This window comes from Rhodanobacter sp. IGA1.0 (assembly GCF_040208325.1).
GTDB lineage: Bacteria > Pseudomonadota > Gammaproteobacteria > Xanthomonadales > Rhodanobacteraceae > Rhodanobacter > Rhodanobacter spathiphylli.
Map to the genome: position 1 here is coordinate 78,421 of NZ_CP157948.1, position 23,124 is coordinate 101,544.

The following is a 23,124-nucleotide window of genomic DNA, read 5'->3' on the forward strand; positions in this document are numbered from 1 at the left end:
CTTTTGCTCTGTGGCGGACTGGAGGGAGTTCACCCCTCCCCAACCCTCCCCTGCTGCACGTCCCGCAAGGGGACTTCCTTCGGTCGCAGGGGAGGGAGCGCGTCGTCAGCCTTGCGGTCGTTTCGGCGCAGCCGCGGCAGCCAGCTCCACATCCTGTTTCGGTGCGGTGGCGCCACGCTCGACCAGCGCCTTGTCCGCCGCCTGCAGCCGGTAGCTCATCGCCACCTTCTGCGGATTGACCTCGACGCCGGGACGCACGCGCTGCAGGCCGTTGACCACCACCAGGTCGCTCGGCTGCACGCCGCTGTCGATCACGCGCAGGCCGTGGAACAAGGCGCCGGTGTCGACCTTGCGGTATTGCACCTTGTGATCCTTGTCGACCACGTAGACGAACTGGTTGCCGAGGTCGGTGCCGATGGCGCGGTCATCCACCAGCACGCGCGACTTCGCCTGGCCGCTCTGCAGCTGCACGCGGGCATACAGGCCGGGCGTGTACAGACCGTCGGCGTTGTCGAACACCGCGCGCAGGCGCATCGTGCCGGAGCCGGTGTGCAGCTGGTTGTCGACGAAGTCCAGGCGACCCTCATGCGGGTAACCGGACTCGTCGGCCAGGCCCATCGCCGCCTCGATCCGCGCGTTGTGGCCGGCCTGCTTCGCGCTGGCGCGCAGATGGTCGAGCTTGAGCCAGGTCTGCTCGTCGACGTCGAAGTAGACATAGACCGGGTTCACCGAGACCACGCTGGTCAGCACGTCGCTGCTGGTGACCAGGTTGCCGGGAGTGACGCGGGCGTTGCTGACGCGGCCGTCGATCGGCGAGCGCACCTTGGTGAAGTCCAGATTCAACCGCGCCGCGGCCAGGGCGGCGGTGGCCGCACCGAGCTGGGCCCGCGCGCTTTGCGCGGTGGTGTCCTGACGATCGGCTTCCTGCTTCGCGATCGCGTGCTGGGCCAGCAGCATTTCGGCGCGGCGCTGGTTGGTCTGCGCCAGGTTCAGTTCGGCCTGCGCCTGCGCCTGGTTGGCGACCAGCCGATCGACCTCGGCCTGGTACGGGCGGGCGTCGAGCTGGAACAGCACGTCGCCCTTGTGCACCAGTGCACCTTCCTGGAAGTGCACCGACTCGACGAAACCGCCGACCCGTGGCTGCACCTGCACCGTGTTGACCGCTTCCAGCCGGCCGGTGAAATCGGCGCTGTCACTGACCTTGCGGGTCAGCGCCTGGGCCACGGTGACTTCGGGCGGCGGACCGCCGGCGGGGGTTTGCGCCTGGCTGTCGGTGCCGTGCAGCAGCACCCAGCTGCCCAGCACGGTGACGGCGATCAGCGGGACCAGCATCCATTGTTTTTTCATCTTGCGCTCCCAGAACCTTGGTGGCCGGGCAGGGGTTCCCGGCGAGGGTCGAGAGAATAGGTGTACTTGTCGGTATAGAAAACCCGGTTCTTGCGCATTACACTCGTGCGCCACAGTCACGAATCGACGAGGAATTGAAGCAATGGAAGACTTTTCCGCCATATCGACCTTCGTCCGCGTGGTCGAGGCCAAGAGTTTCGCCGCCGCCGCCAGCCAGCTGGGCATGACCCCTTCCGGCGTCAGTCGGGCGGTTTCCCGGCTGGAAACCCAGCTTGGCGCCCGGCTGCTGTTCCGCTCCACCCGCTCCCTGCGTCTGACCGACGACGGGGCGTCGTTCCATGCACGTTGCAAGGAGATCCTCGCCGACCTGGCCGAGGCCACCGAGGCGCTGAACTTCGCCAACAGCAAGCCGGCCGGCAAGTTGCGGGTGGGCATTTCGCTGTCGGTGGGTCGCGCCGCGGTGATCCCGCGGCTGACCGAGTTCGAGCAGCGCTACCCGGACATCCGGCTGGAGCTGTCGATGAGCGACTCGCCCTCGGACCTCAACGGCGAAGGCCTGGATTGCGCGATTCGCGTCGGCGAGCTGGAGGATTCCAGCCTGATCGCGCGCAAGATCGGCTACCTCAGCAACGTCGTCTGCGCCTCGCCCGAGTACCTGCGCAAACACGGCGCGCCGCGCAGCATCGAGGACCTGAAGGACCACCGCTGCATCAACTACGTCTACCCGAACGGCCGCCCGCGGCAGTGGCAGTTCGACACGCCGGGCGGCCAGATGAGCGTGGACATCGACGCGCACATGCTGATCAACGACGGCGAATCGGTGCTGCAGGCGGTGGCGGCCGGCATGGGCATCACCCAGATGCCGCGGATGATGGCGGCCTGCCTGCTGGACAAGGGCATGCTCGAACTGGTGATGACCGACACCACCTCCACCGGCAAGCCGGTGTGGATCGTCTATCCGCAGAAGAAGCACCTGTCTGCCCGGGTGCAGGCCTTCATCGAGTGGGTGCGTGAGCTGTTCGACCGCACCAACCAGTGCACGATCGCCACGCCTGGCGTGCCCAGGCCCGTGCGCGAGAAGCCCCTGGCCGCCGTCGCCTGACCGTCACGCTGGCGCCGGCACGGGCAGGGCCACACTGCTCGGCCGTGCGCCGGATCGCGACCGGCGAGTGAGCGGCAGCAAGCCCTCGCTGCCGGCTTGAGCGGCAACTTCATAATTCTTCAGGTGCGTTTCCGGCATTTCATCCGCCGCTCTGGCCTCATGCGCCAGCGGCCGATCGACCGCATTGCCAGGAATTCCCATGAAACATCTGCTTGCCACATTGCTGCTCGCCACCACCACCGTCCACGCCACCGACCTTGCCCGATTGAGCTCGGTCGAGGCGAAGATCGCCGACAAGACCTACAAGGACATCACCAGCATCATGGTGGTCCAGGACGGCAAGACCGTCTACGAACACTATTTCAACGGCAGCACGGCCGACACCCTCAACGACGTGCGCTCGGCCAGCAAGAGCATCACCGCCCTGCTGGTCGGCGCCGCGATCGATCGCCATCTGATCAGCGGGGTGGACGCGCCGGTCTACGACTTCTTCCCCGGCCACAAGCCGGCGGACCCGCGGCTGGCCAAAACCACGCTCGAAGACCTGCTGACGATGAGCTCGCTGTGGGAGTGCAACGACGAGAACGAATTTTCCAGCGGCAACGAAGAGCGCATGTACGTCACCGAGCGCTGGCTGGACTTCGCCCTGGCGCTGCCGGTGAAGGGCTTCGCGCCGTGGATGGACAAGCCGGCGGACAGCCCGTTCGGGCGTTCGTTTTCCTACTGCACCGCGGGCGCCTTCGTGGCCGGCGCCGCGGTGGAGCGCGCTGCCGGGCAGCCGCTCGCCCGGTTCGCGGCGCAGGTGCTGGAACAGCCGCTTGGGATCACCGCGGTGAAGTGGAACACGTCGCCGGAAGGCATCGGCATGGGCGGTGGCGGCACGCGCTACCGCACCCGCGATCTGGCGAAGATCGGCCAGCTGGTGCTCGATGATGGCCGCTGGAACGGCAGGCAGGTGATTTCGGCCAACTACATCAAGGCGATGACGACCCCGCATGCGCAGCCGCGCGAGGACGCGGAATACGGCTACCTGTGGTGGCACTTCCACTTCACGGTCGACGGCAAGGACGTCGCGGCGTGGTCGATGTCCGGCAACGGCGGCAACTACGTGTTGCTGGTGCCCGAACGTCACCTGGTGGCGGTGGTCACCAGCACGGCCTACAACCAGCGCTACGCCCATCCGCAGTCGCGCGAGATCATCAGCCGCTACATCCTCGGCGCAACCACACCCTAGGGCGTGGCTGGCGGCAGGCCGGCGGGCTTCCAGTCGGCGGCCAGCACCTGCTGCCGCTGCCGGGTGACGTCGTCGTTGATGCGAGCCAGCTGGCGGGCGAAATCGGGGTCGCCCGCCAGCGCCGCGAACAGCGGCGACACCTGCAGATAGGCGCGGTCCCGATAGCCCGCATCGATGGCGCGGGCTATCGCCGCCACAGCGCCGTTCCGGTTGCCGTGGGCCAGTTCGAGGATCGCAATTTCCAGCATGCTGCCTGGCCATGGCTGGCCTTGCCGCAGCTCGGAGGTCAGTTCGGCGATGCGCTGATCGATCCGGGCATTCGCCACGCGGGGTTCCCCATACAGCGCCAGCAAGGTCTGCGGCAAGGTCGCCTCTGGACGAAGTGCAACCGCCTTCCGGAATGCGGCCACGGCGCCGGCACGATCGCCGCCTTGCAGCGCCAGTTCTCCCTGCAACACCAGCAGGTCCGGGTGCGGCGTGTGCCGCGACAACGCAGTGGCCAGCGCCACGCGCGCATCGCCATGGCGTCCCTGCGTGTACAACGACCTTGGCCAGGCGATATTGTTGAAGACGTTGTCCGGGTCCAGCTGGAAGATCTTCGCGAAGCGCGCGTCCGCGGCAGCGGTGAAGCCGAGCAGTTCGAGTTCGCGCGCCACTTGCGTGTCGCGAAAACGTACCCGCGGTGCTTCGGCCGGCACCTGCAGGTTCAGGCGCAAGGCGTCGGCCAGTCGGCCTTTCTCCTGGTAAAGATAGGCCACCGACGCGCGGGTGGCGTTGTCCGCGGGATCAAGCGCGATGGCGCGGTCATAGCCGGCGATCGCGTCGTCGATGCGGCCGGCGCAGTCCTGCGCGTAACCCAGCGCGGCCCATGCGGCGGCGTTGCGCGGATCGCGCGCCAGCACGCGCCGCGCCATCGCCTCGCCCTGGGCGATGTCGGCACGGCCGCCATTGAACAGGCATGCCCGCGCACTGGATGCACGACTGAGGCCGAGCATGGCCCGGGTGTCATCGGGATTGGCCTGCAAGGCCTGCTGGTACAGCGATAACGCGCGCTCGTTATTCTCGGGCTGACCGATGACGGCATAGTAGGCGGCGCGGCGCACCAGCGGGCTGACCGGGTCAGGCGCCGCCGAGCGCGACGAGGCCAGCCAGAAGCCCGCACCGGCAAGCACGAGAATGAGCGCTGAGCCGGCGGCAAGCCAGGGCCGGGACGGCTTCCGGCCCGGCTCGGCAGGTTCCGGCGCACGGCACAGTTGATATCCCTTCCCGCGCACCGAGCGGATGTAGCGCGGTTGCCGGCTGTCGTCGCCAAGCGCTTGCCGCAGCAGCTTCACGCGTTGCGTTACGGTCTCTTCGTTGACCACGGCGGGCGCCCAGACCTCGGCCATCAGGGTGTCGATGTCGACCACCGCGTCACCGCTGGCAAGCAGACAGGCCAGCAGGCGGAAATTGAGGCCGGCAACGTTCAGCGCCACGCCGTCGCGGGTGACCCGTTGACTGGCCGTGTCGACGATCAGGTCGAGCAGGCGCATCCGGGTCATGTGGGGCTCAGGTTCCCGCCGGGATGAACAGCAACAGCGCGACGCCAAACGCGATCCGGTAGATCGCGAACGGGGTGAAGGTGTGCGTGCGGATGTAGCCGAGCAGCCACTTCACCGCGATGAACGCGACGACCGCCGAGACCGCGAAGCCGACCAGCAGGGCGGTCCAGTCCTCGTGCACCGCGCCGCCGTCCCTGACCACCTTCAGCAGTTCGTAGCCGGTGGCCGCGTACATGGTGGGAATGCCAACCAGGAAGGCGAACTCGGTGGCCGCGGCGCGGTTGCTGGTGCCGAACAGCATCGCCGCGAAGATCGTCGCCGCCGAACGCGAGGTGCCGGGGAAGATGCCGGCGATCATCTGCGCGATGCCGACCAGGATCGCCACGCGCCAGGTCACCTCGCTGCGCTCGGGCTGGCGCGCGGCCAGCCGCTCGGCGGCGATCATCCACAGGCCGCCGATCACCAGCGCCCACGCGATCGGGGTCACCTTCTCCGGCAGCTTGAAACCCAGCTTCACCGCGATGAAGCCGAGCACGGCGGTGATCGCGAAGGCGACGGCCAGCTTCAGCAGGTAGTCGCGGTTCAGCGGATCGCGCCATTGCGTCAGCAGCTGCCAGATGCGCTTCCAGTAGATCAGCGTCACCGCCAGGATCGCGCCGGCCTGGATGCCGATGTTGAACAGGTCCGAGCGGGCGCCCAGCCCGAACTTCTCCGCGATCAGCAGGTGGCCGGTCGAGGAGATCGGCAGGAATTCGGTGATGCCTTCGATGATGCCGAGCAGGATGACGTGGAGCAGATCGATCACGGGTAAGTCCGTTGCGTGGATGGAGGGTGCCGGCCGGCAGCAGGCGCCATAGCTTACGGGTTTTGCCCCACGGTGGCGCGCGGCCAGGCGGCGTCGGCATCGAACGCGCAGCGCACTGGAACGGTGCAAAGCCCCCCGCTCCGCGCGTGCGACTGGTGCGGAGGCCCCATGGCGGAGGCCCGGCTGCAGCCGGGATCGGGCTGCAGCAAGGCCTGCGCCCGCTGGCACGCGGCTTGCTGAAGCGGCTTGAGGGTCATGCAAAGCGTGAACCGACAAAGATGGACGGACGTCTGGACGTCCATCTGCCGCAAGCTCCGAACGCAGGGGGATGAATTCATGACGCGATACGGATTGGCAGTGCGGTTCTTCGCTGCGTCCTGCATGGCATCGGCGATGACGCCGGCAGTGGCCGGCGAGGCGCCGGCCAGCCAGTGGGTCGGCAATGCCGGCGTGGTCAGCGACTACCTGTTTCGCGGGCTGTCGCAGAGCAACCGCAAGCCCGCCATGCAGGCCGGGGCGGAGTTCGATCATGCCGGCGGCTGGTATGTCGGCGGCTGGGGCAGCAATGTGAGCTGGCTGTCCGATGGCTCGACCACGGCCGCGCCGGTTTCCAGCAGCGTGGAGCTGGATTTCTACGGCGGCTGGCGCGGCAGCCTCGGTGGTGACTGGAGCGTCGACCTCGGCGCGTATCGCTACCAGTACCCGGGCAGCTACCCGGCAGGCTTCACCCTGCCGAACACCAGCGAGCTCTACGCCGCGCTCGGCTGGAAAAGCCTGTCACTGAAGTACTCGTACGCCCTCACCAACCTGTTCGGCTATGCCGACAGCGAGCACAGCGGCTATCTGGACCTGTCGTGGAACCAGCCCCTCGCACCGGGCTGGCAGCTCAACGCGCATGCCGGCCACCAGCGCGTGGAGAACGTGCCCGGCGCCTCGTACAGCGACTGGAAGCTCGGCGTGACCCGCAACTTCGGCAGCACCTGGTCCGTGGCGCTGGGCTACTACGACAGCAATGCGCGCCGTTCCGTCTACACCAATGCGCAAGGCCGCTACCTGGGCCGCGCCACGGCGCTGCTGAGCCTGGCCAGGTCGTTCTGATTCCATTTCCCGCGGAGCCGCCCATGAAAATGATCACCAGCATCATCCGCCCGTACAAGCTCGACGAGGTTCGCGATGCGCTTGCGCGCGTCGGCGTCTCGGGCATCACGGTGACCGAGGTTCGCGGCTTCGGCCGCCAGAAGGGTCACACCGAGTTGTATCGCGGCGCCGAGTACGTCGTCGACTTCCTGCCCAAGCTCAAGGTCGAGGTGGTGGTTCCCGACGAGCTGCTCGACGCGGTGCTGGACGAGGTCCAGCAAGCCGCACGTACCGGCAATGTCGGCGACGGCAAGGTCTTCATCACCGGCGTGGATCAGGTGATCCGCATCCGCACCGGCGAACTCGACGCCGACGCCCTGTGAACCATCCACGCGAGGTTGCCATGAAAGAATTCGAGCTGTTCCGCTTCATCCGCGCGGGCCTGCCCCTGCTGTTGTGCATGTTCGCGCCGCTGCTGCACGCCGAGACCGCCGCGCCGGTGGTCGACAAGGGCGATGTGGCGTGGATGCTCACCTCCACCTTGCTGGTGTTGCTGATGACGGTGCCGGGGCTGGCGCTGTTCTACGGTGGCCTGGTGCGTTCGAAGAACGTGCTGTCGGTGCTGATGCAGGTGATGACGGTGTTCTCGCTGCTGCTGCTGCTGTGGGTGGCCTACGGCTACAGCCTCGCGTTCAGCGGCGGCGGCGCGCTGATCGGCAACTTCGACAAGCTGTTCCTGCACGGCGTCACGAAGGACACGCTGGCCGCCACCTTCAGCGCGGGCGTGGCGTTGCCGGAATACGTGTTCGTGGCATTCCAGGCCACCTTCGCCGGCATCACCGGTGCGCTGATCGTGGGTTCGTTCGCCGAGCGCATGCGCTTCCGCGCGGTGCTGCTGTTCGCGGCGCTCTGGTTCACCTTCGCCTACCTGCCGATCGCGCACATGGTCTGGTACGGGCCGGACGGCTATCTGTTTGCGAAGGGCGCGCTGGATTTTGCCGGCGGCACGGTGGTGCACATCAACGCGGGCGTGGCCGGTCTGGTCGGTGCCTGGCTGGTCGGCCCGCGGCTGGGTTTCGGCCGCGAGCCGATGAAGCCGCACAACGTGAGCTTCACCATGATCGGCGCGGCGCTGCTGTGGGTGGGCTGGTTCGGCTTCAACGCCGGCTCCAACCTGGAGTCGAACGCGGGCGCGGCACTGGCTTTCATCAATACCCTGCTGGCCGCGGCGGCGGCGGTGCTGGCGTGGCTGGCGGTGGAGGCGATCCTGCGCGGCCACGCGTCGATGGTCGGTGGCGCCTCCGGTGCGGTGGCCGGGCTGGTCGGCATCACGCCGGCCTGCGGCACGGTGGGCCCGATGGGCGCGATCGTGATCGGGGCGCTGGCCAGCGTCTGCTGCGTGTGGGGCGTCACCGGCCTGAAGCGCCTGTTGCGGGCGGACGATGCGCTGGACGTGTTCGGCGTGCACGGCATCGGCGGCATCGTGGGCGCACTGCTGACCGGCGTGTTCACCGCACCGGCGCTGGGCGGCACCGGCGCGGCGGGTTTTTCGATCGCCCACCAGCTCGGCGTGCAGGCGCTGGGCGTGGGCATCACCTTGGCGTGGAGCGGGCTGGTCTCGGTACTGGCCTGGTTCGCGGTCAAGGCCGTGTTCGGCCTGCGCGTCTCCGGCGATGCCGAGCGTGAGGGGCTGGACATCACCACCCATGGCGAAAGCGCCTACGATGTCTGAACTGGCCGGTCGGCCCGGATGAGTGTCAGTATTGGTGCAACGGCCCATGGCTGTTGCACCAATATGCCGCATCCGGCTACGCCCGGAACCCCAGGAAAGCCCGCCAGGCCTTGTCCCGCAAGGATTCCGGCCATTGGCACGGGGCTTGCTCAACTCCGTCCATCATCCATCGCCGAGGTTGCTCCATGTCCGCCAACAAAGTGCTCGACCTGATCCAGGAACACGAGGTCGAGTTCGTCGACTTCCGTTTCGCCGACATGCTCGGCGTGCACCACCACGTCACCTTCCCGGCCCACGCGATCGACGAGTCAACGTTCGAGGACGGCAAGATGTTCGACGGTTCCTCGATCACCGGCTGGAAGGGCATCAACGAGTCGGACATGATCCTGCTGCCCGACCCGGACACCGCCCACCTCGACCCGTTCAGCGCGCACGTGCAGCTGATCCTGCACTGCGACGTGCTGGAGCCCAGCACGATGCAGGCCTACGGCCGCGACCCGCGCTCGATCGCCAAGCGCGGCGAGGCGTTCCTGAAATCCACCGGCATCGCCGACACCGCGTTCTTCGGCCCCGAGCCCGAGTTCTTCATCTTCGACTCGGTGCGCTGGCAGAACGACCCGGGCCGCGTGTTCTACGAGATCGGCTCGGAAGAGGCAGCGTGGTCGTCGCGCTACAAGTACGACGGCAGCAACACCGGCCACCGTCCGGGCGTGAAGGGCGGCTACTTCCCGGTCAGCCCGGTCGACTCGCTGGGCGACCTGCGCGCGGACATGTGCAAGGTGCTGGAGTCGCTGGGCCAGACCGTCGAAGTGCATCACCACGAAGTGGCCAACGCGGGCCAGTGCGAGATCGGCGTGAAGTTCAACACGCTGGTGAAGAAGGCCGACGAGCTGATGACGATGAAGTACGTCATCAAGAACGTGGCGCACCAGAACGGCAAGACCGTCACCTTCATGCCCAAGCCGCTGGTCGGCGACAACGGCAGCGGCATGCACGTGCACCAGTCGCTGGCCAAGAACGGCGAGAACCTGTTCGCCGGCGACCTGTATGGCGGCCTGTCGCAGACCGCGCTGTGGTACATCGGCGGCATCTTCAAGCACGCCCGCGCGATCAACGCGTTCGCCAACTCCACCACCAACAGCTACAAGCGCCTGGTGCCGGGTTTCGAGGCGCCGGTGATGCTGGCGTACTCGGCGCGCAACCGCTCGGCGAGCTGCCGCATCCCGTACGTGGCCAGCCCCAAGGGCCGCCGCATCGAGGTGCGCTTCCCCGACCCGATGAACTCCGGCTACCTGGTGTTCACCGCGCTGATGATGGCCGGCCTCGACGGCATCATCAACAAGATCGACCCGGGCGCGCCGGCCGACAAGGACCTGTACGACCTGCCGCCGGAAGAGGAGAAGAACATCCCGCAGGTCTGCTCCAGCTTGGACGCCGCGCTGGAAGCGCTGGACAAGGACCGCGACTTCCTGAAGGCCGGCGGCGTGTTCACCGATGACTTCATCGACGCCTACATCGAGGTGAAGATGAAGGAAGTCACCAAGTACCGCGCCAGCACCCACCCGCTGGAATTCCAGATGTACTACTCGCTCTGAGCGAGTCGGCGATGCGGTGAAGACAACGGGCGCCAGGGCGCCCGTTGTCATTTCCGCGACCGCCCCCGGGCGTTCTGCAACGGCCCGGTCGGGCTCGTGTCCGGCGCGCGTCAGCGCGGTCCGGCTTGGACAGCGCCGGCGGCAATCAGGGCCGCGACGGCCTCCTGGATGGCGGCCAGGCTGGTGTAGCGTGGCTGGTAACCGAGCCGACCGCGCGCCTTCTCCATCGACATGCACGGGCTTCGCGCGATGTGTTCCCAGGCCTGCTCCGCCTGCTCGCGGGTCTGCCCGGCCTTCCATTCGTCGAAAGGCTGGAACCGGATCCTCGGCTCCACGCCGAACCAGCGGAACATGGCCTCGGCGTAGCCACGCAGGTTCAGCGCTTTCTCCGCGACGACGTTGAACGTCTCGCCCACGGAGGCCGGCCTGTTGGCGATGGCCCGCATGACAAATTGCGCGATGTCGTCCGCGTGGACGTGGTGGAGCGTTTCCAGGCCGCAGTTCGGCAGCGAGATCTCCTCGCCGCGCGCCATCCGCGAGAACACCTCGACGTCGAGGTTGCCGCAGGGGCCAATCGGTGCCCAGCCCGGCCCCACGATGTGGCCCGGTCGAAACACCGTGGCCGGGAAGCCGGTGCGGCGGGACTCATGCAGCAGCCACGTCTCGATGGCCGCCTTGTTGATGCCGTATTCGCCGAACGGATTCACGGGTTCACCTTCATCCACCGGGATGGCCGGCTGGTGGCCGTACACCCAGATGGTGCCGCAATGCAGGAAGTGCTCGACCTTCCCGCGCAGCGCATGCACCAGGCTCTGCGTGCCGGGCAGGTCGAACGAAATCAGGTCGACGACGATGTCCGGGCGCAGCCCGGCCATGCGTGATGCGAACGTTCCCGAACGCTCCTCGGCCGTGCGGTCGAGCGTGACCTGTTCCACCGATTGCCAGGCCGCGTGCGGGCGGTACTTGCCGGATTGGCCGCGGCTGACGTTGACCACGTCGTGTCCTTGTTCCACCAGCGCGGGGATCAGATAGGCGCCGATGTGGCCGCTTCCTCCGATGACGATGATTCGGGACATGGGTTCTCCAGTCAGCCAGGCAGAGTCGCGCCATCACGGTCGAGCCGCCCCGATCGGCCAGCGGCCGCCTGCGCCCGCTGGATCATCGCGCAATCGCGGGCTGCTTCGCTGGTCCGGGTGGGCGCCGGCGAGGCGACGATGGCTCGTCAGCGGTCATCGGAAGCGCGGTCCCCGCACCCGCCGCGGGCGCCGACCCCCAGTCGCATCGGCGGCCGGCACCGCACGCGGGACCCGGCCGGCGTGACCTCGGCTTGCGCGGTTCAAGCGCTCCGGGGCGTGAAATGCTGCGCCGCAACCACGTCGACCCGGATACCGGCTCGTACCAAAGACAAAAAGCTATATCAATCAATTGATTGTTCGTCATATTCCCTGGCGGACCGGCGTGCTGTCGTGCAAGTTGACACCGGTGACAATGAATCCCAATCTGATGCCGTTCCGGTGCGGGGAGGCACAGTGGACCTGGCGATCAATCATTCCGAGCTATCCGCGCGCGTCCCGGCGATGCCATTTCTGGCGGCCGACGTGGGCGGGACGTTTGCCCGCGTCGCGCTGATGCAGGCACCCCGTGGCGAGGGGCGCGAGCCTGAGGTGCTGGCCTATCGCAAGCTCGCCTGCGCGGACTTCGCCGGGCTGACAGAGCTGCTGCAATCATTCGTGGACAGCGACGCGGGAGCCGACGTGCGGCACTGCGTACTCGCCTGCGCCGGCCACGTCAGGGACGACGAGGTGCTGAACGACAACTCGCCCTGGCCGATCCATCTGGCGCAGCTGCGCCAGGCGCTGGCGCTGGACGACGTTGCCGTCCTCAATGACTTCGAGGCCCTGGGGCATGCGCTCGGCAACGGCCCGACCGGTGGCTCCCGACGCCTGTGCGGACCGACGGTCCCGAGCGATGGCCCGGTGCTGGTGATCGGGCCGGGAACCGGCCTGGGCGCGGCGGTGCGCTTGCCCGCTTCGGCAGGCGGCCACGTGCTGGCGACCGAAGCCGGCCAGATGGATTTCGCACCCGGTTCGATCCGTGAACGCGAGGTGCTGGCCTTGCTGGCGCCGCACGGCGGCTACGTGGCGTATGAGCGCCTCGTGTCGGGCCCCGGCCTGCTGGCCACGTATGCGGCCTTGTGCGCCTTGCGCGGGGAAACGCCGGCGCTCGCCACACCCGGGGAAGTCACCGCTGCGGCCGCGGCATGCAGTGATGCGCAGGCCGTGGAAGCCGTGCAGGTCTTTTGCGCGTCGCTCGGAAGTTTCGCCGGAAGCCTCGCGATGACGTTCATGGCCACCGGTGGCGTGTACCTGGCCGGTGGCTTCCTGCATTCCATGTTCACGTTGCTCGAGCACAGCGCCTTCGAAGAGCGGTTCCTGCACGGGCGCAGCGTGCGCGCATTCCTTTCACAGGTTCCGGTATGGGTCACGGAGCACGGGCGCCACGGCGTGCTCGGGGCGGCCCAGTGGTATCTCAGGCGTGGCGTGCCCGGTGCGGTACGACAGGCATCAACCAAGAGGTAAGGCTCATGTCCACCCTACATCGCAGACACCCCTTGTCACTGGCCGTATCGATGTCCCTGCTGGCGGCGGTGGCGACGTCGGCAGCGGCATCACCGCGCACGGGTGCGCCGGTGGACGCCGCCGCGCCGCAGGACGCGTCGGCAACGCCCTCGCGCGATGCGGGCAAGGCCGAGCCCGGCAAGAAGGGCGCCGCGGCAGACAAGGACGCGAAGAATGCAGTCGCGCTGTCTACCGTCAACGTCGTCGGCGTGCGCGCCTCGCAGATGCGCGCGATCGAACTGAAGCGCCAGGCGCCCAGCATCCAGGACAGCATCACCGCCGAAAGCATCGGCCAGTTGCCCGACGTGACGATCACCGATGCCTTGCAACGCGTCACCGGCGTGCAGATCAACCGCGACGCCGGCGTGGGCACCACGGTGGACGTGCGCGGCCTGCCCGAGGTGGGCACCATGCTGAACGGGGAGGCGTTCATCACGGCGGACCAGATCGACTCGCAACAGCCCGACTTCACCATGCTGCCGGCCACGCTGTTCCATGGCGTGGACGTGATCAAGTCGCCCACCGCCAGCACCACTGATGGCGGCATCAGCGGCGCGCTCGACCTGCATACCTATCGCCCGTGGGACCTGCCCAGCGGCTTCACCTACAGTTACTCCGCCAACGGCGAGCGCGGGCGCAGCAGCAGCAAGTGGGGGCCGGAAGCCAACGGCCTCATTTCGTACAACGCCGATGGTCGCTGGGGCCTGCTGGTTTCCGCCGACTATTCCGACACCACGCGATCCAATTCGAACGAAGGGCTGGACCAGTACGGCGTGGTCCTGAACGGTGAAAACGCGGCCAGTGCGGGCGGCTACAACGGCTTCCTGACCCCCTGGAACGGCGCGCCGATACCCTCGCAGATCGTGCAGAACCCCGACGGCAGCGTCGACGTCAACGGCGACGGCAGATCCAACGGCGTGTTCATGGGCAGCCAGAACATCGGCCTGTACGACATCACCACCCAGCGCAAGCGCAAGTCGGGCAGCGCCTCGTTCCAGATGGATCTGGGCGGCGGATTCACCTTCACCAGCGACTACTTCTACGCACAACAGAAGCAGTTCGACCGCAACGTCGGCATCCAGATCAACTCCACCAACTGGCAGGGTGCGACCTACGTGCCGCTGCAGTCGCGCGACACCGGCAGTCCGGTGGCCGGTTCCTACGGCACCCCCGAGCCGGGCTGGGACGGCACCCACCTGTACACCACCCAGGTCTACCAAAAGTGGCCGGGCGACGTGGAATCGTTCTCGCAGATCATCCGCAAGGACTCCACCGCGAAAAACTTCAACATGCAGCTGGATTTCGACGACGGCGGCCCCTTTACGGCAAGCCTGCGCGGCATCCACGACACCGCGCGCCAGTCGAACGTGGAGACCGACATCAACATCTCCAACTCCGATGGCGGCCTGTGGTCCAACGTGCTGATGGACGGCGTGCCCGATGACGCCGTGCCGCCGGGTACCTACATCTTTCCCGACCAGCTGGGCGGCAACCGCGTCTTCAACGCCAACGGCATGCCGCAGAATACGGTTCCGGTCACCGCCGACCTGCGTGGCCGCTACCTGACCGTCGGCCTGCCCGCGTCGCTGGCCAGCCAGTTCGCCGATCCCAACGGCTGGACGATGAAGACGCTGGAGTCCTCCGGCGACTACGACCGCAAGGTCGCCCTCAACGTGCTTCGCCTCGACGGGCACTACGACTTCGACAATGGCATCAAGCTGGATTTCGGCGTGCGCAACAGCATCCGGCATGCCGACAACATCGGCTACACGCTGGTCACGCCGGTGTACGCCGGCATGGGCGCCAGCGACCCGAACGGCTGCCTGGTGCGTTACGTCGGCGCCGACGTGGTGTTGAACAGCGGCGCGTGCACCGCCGGCAACGACCAGGGCTATTTCCGTGCCGGCCCGATCTCGGCCTTGCAGATTCCGAACACGCCCGGACCGCTGGCCGACAACTGGAAGAAGTACAGCAACCTGCTCGGCTCGGGGATCACCTTCTGGGCGATCGATCCGCATGCCATGGACAACCCCGAGGCCTACTGGAAGTCGCTTTATCCGCAGACCCAGCGGCAGGGCGAGCCGGGCAGCACCTGGGCGGTGGGCATCAAGGAAACCTCGGCCTACCTGCAGGCCAACTTCGACGGCAGCCTGGGCAGCATGCCGTACAGCGCGAACGTCGGCCTGCGCGTGATCCGCACCAACCTTGGCGTCACCCAGCGGCTCAGCGGCGACCCGGGCGCCTACGGCACGGAACCCGCCGACATCGGCGGCCAGCTCACGCAACGCAGCTACAAGGACTACCTGCCGGCGGCCAACTTCGGGCTGGATCTCACCGACAGCCTGAAGTTTCGCCTGGGCTTCTCCAAGAACATGATGCCGCTCGACCTCAGCACCTGGGGCGGCGGACTGCAGCTGAACTACTCGCTGGTGGAAACCCCGCAGGGCCCGCTGTTCCGCGTGGCGGCCGGCAGCTCCAGTGGCAACCCCAACCTCGACCCGTGGCGCTCCAAGAACTACAACGCCTCGCTCGAGTACTACATCAACCCCACCAGCATGCTCAGCCTGGCGCTGTTCCGCATCAACGTGCAGAGCTTCATCAAGAGCGGCAGCGTCATCGACTGCACCCTGCCCGACGAGGACGGCGTCGTGCGCAATCATTGCGTCACGATCAGCGAACCGATCCAGGGCACCGGCAACAGCATCCACGGCCTGGAGTTCGACTACCGCCAGGGCTTCACCTTCCTGCCCGGCATCCTGTCCCGGACCGGCATGGAGATCAACGCGACCTACGCGCCGAGCAACTCCGGAGCCACCGACCTGGCCGGGCACAAGATCCCGTTCCAGGACAATTCGACCAAGTCCGGCAACTTCATCCTGTGGTACCAGGACGACCGCTTCCAGGCCCGCCTCGCCTACAACTACCGTTCGCGGCGCGCCGTGTCGGAGGATGTCGGCGGCATCAGCGGCATGGAGATGTACGAGGCGCCGCAGAAATATCTGGACGCCTCGGTCTCGTACAAGATCGCCAAGTCGGCCGAGCTGTTCGTGGACGGCACCAACCTCACCAACGAGTACCAGCGCTACTACCTGGTGTGGCCCGACCAGCCGGCGCATTCGAACTTCTCCGAACGCATGTTCATGGTCGGCATCCGCGGCCAGTGGTGATCGCAGCAGGGGCCTCCGCGTGCGTGCCCGCCGCGGCACGGGCGCGGAGGCGGCCCGATTGAGGCCATCCCGCCGAGGCTGCTGGCTGCACCAGCAAGCCGGCGCCACGCAGATACCATTCCTCCCACCATCGAGCCGCGTCCGACGACGCCAGGGTTGACATGCAGGCCAACAGCACCCGATCCACCCGCGGCAGCAGCTTCCATCGCTCGATCGGCCTGTTCACCGGCACCGCGATCAACATGACCCAGATGTGCGGCATCGGGCCGTTCATCACCATCCCGATCATGGTCGCCACCATGGGCGGGCCGCAGGCGGTGATCGGCTGGATCGTCGGCGCCATCCTGGCGATCGCCGACGGCATGGTCTGGGCGGAACTGGGCGCCGCCATGCCCGGCTCCGGCGGCACCTACGTCTACCTGCGCGAAGCGTTCCAGTACCGCACCGGCAAGCTGATGCCGTTCCTGTTCATCTGGACGGTGCTGCTGACGATCCCCTTGCTGATGTCCACCGGCATCATCGGCATGGTCGAGTACCTCGGGTTCTTCTTCCCGCACCTGGGCTGGTGGCCGGTGCACCTGGTCAGCCTGGCGGCGACCGCGCTGGTCACCCTGCTGCTGTACCGGCGGATCGAATCGATCCGCGTGATCACCATCGCGCTGTGGGTGATCATGCTGCTCTCGGTCGTCGGCGTGTCGGCGGCGGGCTTCTCGGATTTTCACCCGGCCTACGCCTTCACCTATCCGCAAGGCATGTTCGGCGGAAAGTTCTTCGTGGGCCTGGGCGCGGGGCTGATCATCGGCATCTACGACTACCTCGGCTACTTCACCACCGCCTACATGGGCGACGAGCTGCGCAACCCGGGCCGCACCATGCCCGGCTCGATCATCATCTCGGTGATCGCGATGATGTTCGTCTACCTCATCCTCAACATCAGCGTGCTCGGCGTGGCGCCGTGGCAGGAGATCGCGCAGTCCAAATCGATCGCGTCGCTGGTGGTGGAGCACAGCTGGGGCCACGGCGCGGCGGCGGTGATGACCATCCTCATCATCGTGACCGCGTTCGCCTCGGTGTTCGCCGGCCTGCTCGGCGGCTCGCGCGTGCCGTTCCAGGCGGCGCACGAAAAGGTGTTCCTGTCGGTGTTCGGCAAGCTGCACGCCAGGCACGGGTTTCCGCACGTGGCCCTGCTCACCATGGGCGTGATCACCGCCATCGGCACCTTCTTCGACCTGGCCGAAGTGATCAACATGCTGCTGGCCGCGACCATCATCGTGCAGTTCATCGCGCAGATCGCCGCGCTGGTGGTGCTGCGCAAGCGCCAGCCGACGCTGCACCGGCCGTACCGGCAATGGCTGTATCCGGTGCCGTGCGTGATCGCGCTGGCGGGCTGGGTCTACGTCTACGCGTCGGCGTCCACCCTGTCGCTGATCCTGTCCGGCATCTGGATCGTGGCCGGCCTGGTGGTGTTCGCGATCTGGGCCAGGGTGAATCACTCCTGGCCGTTCGCCCCCGTGGAAATCCGTGAAGCCTATCTGGAGAAGGACTGACGCCATGCGCATCCTGGCCACTTCCGTGTTGATGATCATGTTGGCCCTGGCCGCATCGGCGGTTGCCCCTTCGGCTCGCGCCGGCACCGCCGCCGCGCCCACGCGGGCCGAGGGTGGCGCCGGTTCCACCATCGCCGTGGCCGGTTGGCAGATCCAGGCCAGCGACAAGGCGCAGGAAAGCGGCGCCGAGATTTCCAGCGCCGCCTTCTCCGCCCAGGGCTGGTACCCGGTCAGCGGCCGCGCCACGGTGATGGCGGGGCTGCTGGAAAACCACACCTACAAGGACGTGTTCTACAGCGACAACCTGCGCGCGGTGCAGGCGCCCGATGCCAGCGGCACGGTGTTCGTGAACCCCTGGTGGTATCGCAGCGAGTTCACCCTGCCCGCGGCGACGCATGGGCGGCACACCCTGCTGCGCAGCAACGGCATCATCGCCAGCGCCGACGTGTGGGTGAACGGGCATCTGGTCGCCGACCATGCCGCGGTCGCCGGCGCCTACCCCGTGCACGAGTTCGACGTGACGCGCTGGGTGCATGCGGGCACCAATGTGGTCGCCTTGCAGGTGCATCCGGCCGATCCGCGCAGGAGCCTGTCGATCGGCTGGGTCGACTGGAACCCGACCCCGCCGGACAACAACATGGGCCCGTGGCGCGGCGTGGACATCGTGCAGAGCGGGCCGGTGCAACTGCGCTTTGCCCACGTGACGCCGACGCTGTCGCTGCCCGATCTCGCCCACGCCGCGCTGACCGTGAAGGTGGAGGCGCGCAACCTCGACGCGGTGGCGCACGAGGCGACGATCAGCGGCGTGGTGGCCGGCGTTTCGCTGAATCGGACCGTCCATCTTGCCGCCGGCGAAACGCAGACCGTCGCGTTCACCCCGAAAACCGATCCCGCGCTCGACCTCGATCATCCGAGGGTCTGGTGGCCTGCCGGCATGGGTGCGCAGCCGCTGTACGCGTTGCAGCTGGCCGCCAGTGTCGGCGGCACCATGTCCGACCAGGCCGGCGCCACGTTCGGCATCCGCAGCGTCAGCTCCAGGCTGACGAAGCAGGGCTATCGCCAGTTCCTCGTCAACGGCATGCCGATCCTGATCCGCGGCGCGGGCTGGGCGCCGGACATGTTCCTGCGTGACGATCCCGCCCGGATGGAGGCCGAGTTCAGCTACGTCCGCAACCTCGGGCTCAACACCATCCGCAGCGAAGGCAAGCTGGAAAGCGCGCGCTTCTACGAGCTGGCCGACCGCGACGGCATCATGATCCTGGCCGGCTGGGAGTGCTGCGACAAATGGGAGTCCGCCGCGAAGACCGGCGGCGCGCCATGGGACGCGGCCGATCTGAAGGTGGCGCAAGCCTCGATGGCCAGCGAAGCGCGCCTGCTGCGCAACCATCCGTCGGTGATCGGCTTCCTGATCGGCAGCGACAACCCGCCGCCACCGCCCATCGCGAAGATGTACGTCGACACCTTGCGTGCCGAAGACTGGGCGCGGCCGATCATCGCGGTGGCCACCGACAAGGGCACCGCCGAAACGGGGCTCTCCGGCATGAAGATGACCGGGCCCTACGCCTGGGTGCCGCCTTCCTACTGGTATGCCGACCAGCTCGGCGGCGCGTTCGGCTTCAACTCCGAAACCAGCGCCGGCGCCGACATCCCGCGGCTGGAGGACCTCGCCCGCATGCTGTCGCCGCAGGAACAGGAAGCCCTGTGGAAGCACCCCGAGCTGCGCCAGTTCCACGCCGCCGCGGACTGGTCGACCTTCGCCAGCATCGCGCCGTTCGCCACCGCGCTGGCCAGGCGCTACGGCGCACCGAAGAGCCTCGCCGACTACGTGGCCAAGGCGCAACTGGAGAACTACGACAACGTCCGCGCCCAGTTCGAGGCATTCAACGCGCACCGCGACGCGGCCAACCCCTCGACCGGGGTGATCTACTGGATGCTCAACAACGCCTGGCCGTCGCTGCACTGGCACCTGTACGACTACTACATGAATCCGGCCGGCGCCTACTTCGGCGCCAAGAAGGCCAACGAACCGGTGCACATCCAGTACTCGTACGACACCCGCGCGGTGGTGCTGGTCAACCAGACGCTGACCGCCGAGCACGGCCTGCAGGCGCGCATCCGCGTGCGCAACCTGGACGGCAGCGTGCGTTACGAGCAGCGCGTGCAGGACCTCGACCTGGCCGGCAACGGCACGCGCCAGGTGGCGACGCTGCCGGCGCTGGCCGGGCTGTCGCCGACGTACTTCGTCGAGCTTGAACTGGCCTCCGCCGATGCCCGCCCGATCAGCCGCAACGTGTACTGGCTTTCCACCCAGGCGGACACGCTCGACTGGGTGCATTCGAACTGGTATCTCACGCCGGTGACGCACTACGCGGACCTGACCGCGCTGCAGTCCCTGCCGACCGCGACCGCCGAAGTGCGGGCCACCCTGCAGCACGAGGGCACGCAAGACGCGGTCAGCGTGACGCTGACGGTGCCGCCGTCGTCGAAAGCGATGGCGCTGTTCCAGCACGTGTCGATCAAGCGGTCTGCCGACGGCGAACCCGTGCTGCCGATCCTGTGGAGCGACAACGACATGACGCTGTGGCCCGGCGAATCGATTACCCTGACCGCGCGCTACGCGAGGCTGGGCACGGCGACGCCAGTCATCGAAATGAGCGGATGGAACGCGCCCGCCCGCAGCGTTCCGGTGGTCCTCCAGCATGCTTCGCCGGAACAGAGCCCTTGAACAAGACCAGACCGTCATGACGCGCGTGACCATCACCGACGTCGCCCGCGCCGTCGGCACCTCGAAGAAGACCATCTCGCGGGTGCTCAACAACGACCCGAACGTCAGCCAGTCCATGCGCCAGAGCGTGCTTGCCGCGATCGCGCAGCTCAACTACCGGCCGCTCACCTCGGCGCGCAGCCTGGCCACCAACCGTTCCTTCATGATCGGCCTGCTGTACGACAACCGTTCGCCCAGCTACATCATGGAAGTGCAGGCCGGCGTGCTGGAGGCATGCGAGGCGCAGCACTACAGCATGATGGTGCAGCCGCTGGTGTCCACCGCGGCGGACTTCGTCGAGCGCGTCGAGGACATCCTGTCGCGGCAACGGCCCGACGGGCTGATCCTGACCCCGCCGCTCACCGATCACCCTCAGTTGCTCGATTGCCTGCAGCGCAACGGCGTGCCGTTCGCCTCGATCGCGCCGCGCCACCCCGAAGGCTGCATCGGCGTGATGCTGCGCGAGCGCGAAGCCGCCGCGGCGATGGTGGACCACCTGGTGGCGCTGGGCCACCGACGCATCGCGCACATTCTCGGCGATCCCGAACACGGCGCCGGCATCTGGCGCCTGGCCGGCTACCGCGACGGCCTGGCGCGCGCCGGGCTGCAGGAAGACCCCGCCTACATGGTGCAGGGCCGGTTCTCCTTCGAGTCCGGCGTGGCGGCCATGCGCCAGCTGCTGGCCTTGCCGCGGCGGCCGACCGCCGTCTTCGCCGCCGACGACGACATGGCCGTCGGCGCGATCTGGGCAGCGGCGGAAGCGGGGGTATCGATCCCGCGCGACATCTCCATATGCGGCTTCGACGACACCACCATCGCGACCCAGGTGTGGCCACCGCTCACCACCGTCCATCAACCCGTGCGCGAGATGGGTCGTCGCGCCACCGAGGAACTGCTGCGGCGCGTGCTGAACAAGGGCGAGGCCACGATGGTCGAGGTCGATTACCAGATGCGCCTTCGCGCCTCGACGGCGCCCACCGCATAGCCCCGCCGCGCTGGCATCCGTGCCGGTTCCGCCCGGGTATGCTGCTGCCGTACCCGTCATCGATCCACAGGAGAGTGCCTGCATGCCCGCCGCCCACGATGCCGCCACGCCGGCCCGGAAATTCCACTTCATTTCCGGGCTGCCCCGCTCGGGCAGCACGCTGCTGGCCGCCATCCTCAACCAGAACCCGCGCTTCCGTGCCGGCATGACCAGCCCGCTGGCCGACATCATGGGCATGGTGATCGCCGAAGCCAGCAGCAAGAACGATTTCTCCTTCGACGTCTCCGACGAGCAGCGCGTCGCCATGCTGCGCGGCCTGGTCGAGAACTTCTACGCCGAGCAGGCGGACGCCGGCGTGGTGTTCGACACCAGCCGGCTGTGGTGCAGCCGCATGCCCTTGCTCGGCACGCTGTTCCCGCAGGCGAAGGTCATCGCCTGCGTGCGCCAGTTGTCCTGGGTGCTGGACAGCATGGAGCGGCTGGTGCGCCGGCAACCGGTCGGCGTCAGCAAGGTGTTCCGCTTCGACACCAACACCACGGTGTACTCGCGCGTCGAGGCGCTGACCGACCCGCGCGGCATGGTGGGCTTCGCCTTCCAGGCGACCAAGGACGCGTTCTACGGCCATTACGCCCCCGGCCACCTGCTGCTGCTGACCTACGAAAGCCTGGTGCGCAACCCGCTGGCGGCGATGCGCGCGGTCTACCAGTTCATCGGCGAACCGTGGTTCGAGCACGACTTCGAAAACCTGGCGTTCAGCGCCGACGAGTTCGACGCCCGCGTCGGGATGCCCGGGCTGCACAGCGTGCGCCCGAAGGTCGAACCCATCGAGCGCAGCTCGATCCTGCCGCGCGAAATTTTTGGGCGCTTCGTCAACGAGTCGTTCTGGATGGATCCGAAGAACAATGTGAGTCAGGTGCCGATTGTGTAGCGCGACCCTGCTGCTTATAGAGCAAGAGCGTTTCGTCCTCCTGCGGAGGCCGAGTGGCTTTCTCTTGCGTGGCCAAGAGAAAGTCACCAAAGAGAAGGCCACCCTCCTCGGCGCTTGCCGGGCTGCGCCCGACAAGTCCGTGAGCCGCGGCCGGGCTTTTCGACAGCACATCCCTGTGCTGGCGAAAAGGCATCGGCGTCATGCCGATGCCCCTGCGGGCCTGTCGTCCACGGCTCACCGCCTCACAAGGGGGATGACCAAGGTCAAAGGCAAACGGTCAGAGCAACGGCACTGAAGTGCAACCTGCCCGAGTAGTCGGGCATATGTGGCAAAACAAGACCTGACCCTGAGGTCACTTCTACGGCCAATACGCTCCGGGCCACCTGCTGCTGCTGACCTACGAGAGCCTGGTGCGCAACCCCCTGGCGGCGATGCGCGCGGTCTACCAGTTCATCGGCGAACCGTGGTTCGAACACGACTTCGAAAGCCTCGCCTTCAGCGCGGACGAGTTCGACGCGCGCGTCGGGATGCCCGGATTGCACAGCGTGCGCCCGAAGGTCGAACCCATCGAGCGCAGCTCGATCCTGCCGCGCGAAATCTTCGGCCGCTTCGTCAACGAGTCGTTCTGGATGGATCCGAAGAACAATGTGAGTCAGGTGCCGATCGTTTAGGAGCCGCGGTT

The 23,124-nt window shown here is 67.3% G+C and carries 17 protein-coding genes; 13 read left to right on the plus strand and 4 right to left on the minus strand.

Annotated elements, in window-relative coordinates:
- Positions 1-105: 105 nt before the first annotated feature.
- A complete protein-coding gene (locus ABNK63_RS00380) occupies positions 106-1,347 on the minus strand; it encodes an efflux RND transporter periplasmic adaptor subunit (RefSeq protein ID WP_350016345.1) in 1,242 nt (413 codons plus the stop codon).
- Positions 1,348-1,489: 142 nt separating this feature from the next.
- Here ABNK63_RS00380 and ABNK63_RS00385 point away from each other — a divergent pair, with 142 nt between their 5' ends.
- Positions 1,490-2,449 (plus strand): LysR family transcriptional regulator, encoded by a 960-nt coding sequence (locus tag ABNK63_RS00385; protein WP_007809700.1) that lies wholly within the window; start codon positions 1,490-1,492, stop codon positions 2,447-2,449.
- A gap of 199 nt (positions 2,450-2,648) precedes the next feature.
- A complete protein-coding gene (locus ABNK63_RS00390) occupies positions 2,649-3,683 on the plus strand; it encodes a serine hydrolase (RefSeq protein ID WP_350016346.1) in 1,035 nt (344 codons plus the stop codon).
- On the opposite strand, the gene ABNK63_RS00395 is transcribed toward ABNK63_RS00390, so the two are convergent.
- Both ABNK63_RS00395 and ABNK63_RS00400 read right to left on the minus strand, forming a co-directional pair.
- A complete protein-coding gene (locus ABNK63_RS00395; RefSeq protein WP_040673543.1) occupies positions 3,680-5,224 on the minus strand; it encodes a winged helix-turn-helix domain-containing protein in 1,545 nt (514 codons plus the stop codon). The genes ABNK63_RS00390 and ABNK63_RS00395 overlap by 4 nt on opposite strands.
- Positions 5,225-5,231: 7 nt before the next feature.
- Positions 5,232-6,029 carry an undecaprenyl-diphosphate phosphatase gene (locus tag ABNK63_RS00400; protein WP_350016347.1) on the minus strand — a complete coding sequence of 266 codons (798 nt, stop codon included), beginning with the start codon at positions 6,027-6,029 and terminating at the stop codon, positions 5,232-5,234.
- A 381-nt stretch (positions 6,030-6,410) separates the two neighbouring features.
- Between ABNK63_RS00400 and ABNK63_RS00405 the strand changes: the two genes are divergently transcribed.
- From ABNK63_RS00405 to glnA, 4 genes are all read left to right on the plus strand, one after another.
- On the plus strand, positions 6,411-7,127 hold the full coding sequence (locus ABNK63_RS00405; protein WP_157582352.1) for a TorF family putative porin: 717 nt from the start codon (positions 6,411-6,413) through the stop codon (positions 7,125-7,127).
- 23 nt (positions 7,128-7,150) lie between these two features.
- The gene (locus ABNK63_RS00410; RefSeq protein WP_007809690.1) at positions 7,151-7,489 is read left to right on the plus strand and encodes a P-II family nitrogen regulator; all 339 of its coding nucleotides are present in this window, start codon (positions 7,151-7,153) and stop codon (positions 7,487-7,489) included.
- Between the two features lie 77 nt (positions 7,490-7,566).
- A complete protein-coding gene (locus ABNK63_RS00415) occupies positions 7,567-8,838 on the plus strand; it encodes an ammonium transporter (protein WP_050981473.1) in 1,272 nt (423 codons plus the stop codon).
- 185 nt (positions 8,839-9,023) lie between these two features.
- A complete protein-coding gene (gene glnA, locus ABNK63_RS00420) occupies positions 9,024-10,433 on the plus strand; it encodes a type I glutamate--ammonia ligase (protein WP_007809686.1) in 1,410 nt (469 codons plus the stop codon).
- A gap of 110 nt (positions 10,434-10,543) precedes the next feature.
- On the opposite strand, the gene ABNK63_RS00425 is transcribed toward glnA, so the two are convergent.
- Positions 10,544-11,509: an NAD(P)-dependent oxidoreductase gene (locus ABNK63_RS00425; protein WP_350016348.1), complete on the minus strand. Its 966-nt coding sequence runs from the start codon at positions 11,507-11,509 to the stop codon at positions 10,544-10,546.
- 453 nt (positions 11,510-11,962) lie between these two features.
- On the opposite strand from ABNK63_RS00425, the gene ABNK63_RS00430 reads away from it, so the two are divergent.
- The 7 genes from ABNK63_RS00430 to ABNK63_RS00460 all read left to right on the plus strand — a co-directional run bounded on the left by ABNK63_RS00430 (position 11,963) and on the right by ABNK63_RS00460 (position 23,113).
- The gene (locus ABNK63_RS00430; protein ID WP_350016349.1) at positions 11,963-13,012 is read left to right on the plus strand and encodes a glucokinase; all 1,050 of its coding nucleotides are present in this window, start codon (positions 11,963-11,965) and stop codon (positions 13,010-13,012) included.
- A 5-nt stretch (positions 13,013-13,017) separates the two neighbouring features.
- A complete protein-coding gene (locus tag ABNK63_RS00435; RefSeq protein ID WP_040673541.1) occupies positions 13,018-16,218 on the plus strand; it encodes a TonB-dependent receptor in 3,201 nt (1,066 codons plus the stop codon).
- A 161-nt stretch (positions 16,219-16,379) separates the two neighbouring features.
- Positions 16,380-17,765, plus strand: a complete 1,386-nt coding sequence (locus ABNK63_RS00440) for an APC family permease (protein ID WP_007809678.1) — start codon at positions 16,380-16,382, stop codon at positions 17,763-17,765.
- A 4-nt stretch (positions 17,766-17,769) separates the two neighbouring features.
- A complete protein-coding gene (locus tag ABNK63_RS00445) occupies positions 17,770-20,490 on the plus strand; it encodes a sugar-binding domain-containing protein (protein WP_350016350.1) in 2,721 nt (906 codons plus the stop codon).
- A gap of 16 nt (positions 20,491-20,506) precedes the next feature.
- Positions 20,507-21,514, plus strand: coding sequence for a LacI family DNA-binding transcriptional regulator (locus ABNK63_RS00450; RefSeq protein ID WP_007809674.1), 1,008 nt, complete (start codon positions 20,507-20,509; stop codon positions 21,512-21,514).
- 82 nt (positions 21,515-21,596) lie between these two features.
- Positions 21,597-22,442, plus strand: a complete 846-nt coding sequence (locus tag ABNK63_RS00455) for a sulfotransferase (protein ID WP_350016351.1) — start codon at positions 21,597-21,599, stop codon at positions 22,440-22,442.
- 410 nt (positions 22,443-22,852) lie between these two features.
- Positions 22,853-23,113 (plus strand): hypothetical protein, encoded by a 261-nt coding sequence (locus ABNK63_RS00460; protein ID WP_350016352.1) that lies wholly within the window; start codon positions 22,853-22,855, stop codon positions 23,111-23,113.
- Positions 23,114-23,124: the final 11 nt, after the last annotated feature.

Excerpts from the sequence above, each read along its gene's own strand:
- glnA (WP_007809686.1), top strand. The coding sequence starts at position 9,024 with ATGTCCGCCAACAAAGTGCTCGACCTGATCCAGGAACACGAGGTCGAG.
- ABNK63_RS00415 (WP_050981473.1), top strand. The coding sequence starts at position 7,567 with ATGTTCGCGCCGCTGCTGCACGCCGAGACCGCCGCGCCGGTGGTCGAC.
- ABNK63_RS00440 (WP_007809678.1), top strand. The coding sequence starts at position 16,380 with ATGCAGGCCAACAGCACCCGATCCACCCGCGGCAGCAGCTTCCATCGC.
- ABNK63_RS00395 (WP_040673543.1), bottom strand. The coding sequence starts at position 5,224 with ATGACCCGGATGCGCCTGCTCGACCTGATCGTCGACACGGCCAGTCAA.
- ABNK63_RS00405 (WP_157582352.1), top strand. The coding sequence starts at position 6,411 with ATGGCATCGGCGATGACGCCGGCAGTGGCCGGCGAGGCGCCGGCCAGC.
- ABNK63_RS00445 (WP_350016350.1), top strand. The coding sequence starts at position 17,770 with ATGCGCATCCTGGCCACTTCCGTGTTGATGATCATGTTGGCCCTGGCC.
- ABNK63_RS00455 (WP_350016351.1), top strand. The coding sequence starts at position 21,597 with ATGCCCGCCGCCCACGATGCCGCCACGCCGGCCCGGAAATTCCACTTC.
- ABNK63_RS00435 (WP_040673541.1), top strand. The coding sequence starts at position 13,018 with ATGTCCACCCTACATCGCAGACACCCCTTGTCACTGGCCGTATCGATG.
- ABNK63_RS00450 (WP_007809674.1), top strand. The coding sequence starts at position 20,507 with ATGACGCGCGTGACCATCACCGACGTCGCCCGCGCCGTCGGCACCTCG.
- ABNK63_RS00385 (WP_007809700.1), top strand. The coding sequence starts at position 1,490 with ATGGAAGACTTTTCCGCCATATCGACCTTCGTCCGCGTGGTCGAGGCC.
- ABNK63_RS00390 (WP_350016346.1), top strand. The coding sequence starts at position 2,649 with ATGAAACATCTGCTTGCCACATTGCTGCTCGCCACCACCACCGTCCAC.
- ABNK63_RS00425 (WP_350016348.1), bottom strand. The coding sequence starts at position 11,509 with ATGTCCCGAATCATCGTCATCGGAGGAAGCGGCCACATCGGCGCCTAT.
- ABNK63_RS00380 (WP_350016345.1), bottom strand. The coding sequence starts at position 1,347 with ATGAAAAAACAATGGATGCTGGTCCCGCTGATCGCCGTCACCGTGCTG.
- ABNK63_RS00410 (WP_007809690.1), top strand. The coding sequence starts at position 7,151 with ATGAAAATGATCACCAGCATCATCCGCCCGTACAAGCTCGACGAGGTT.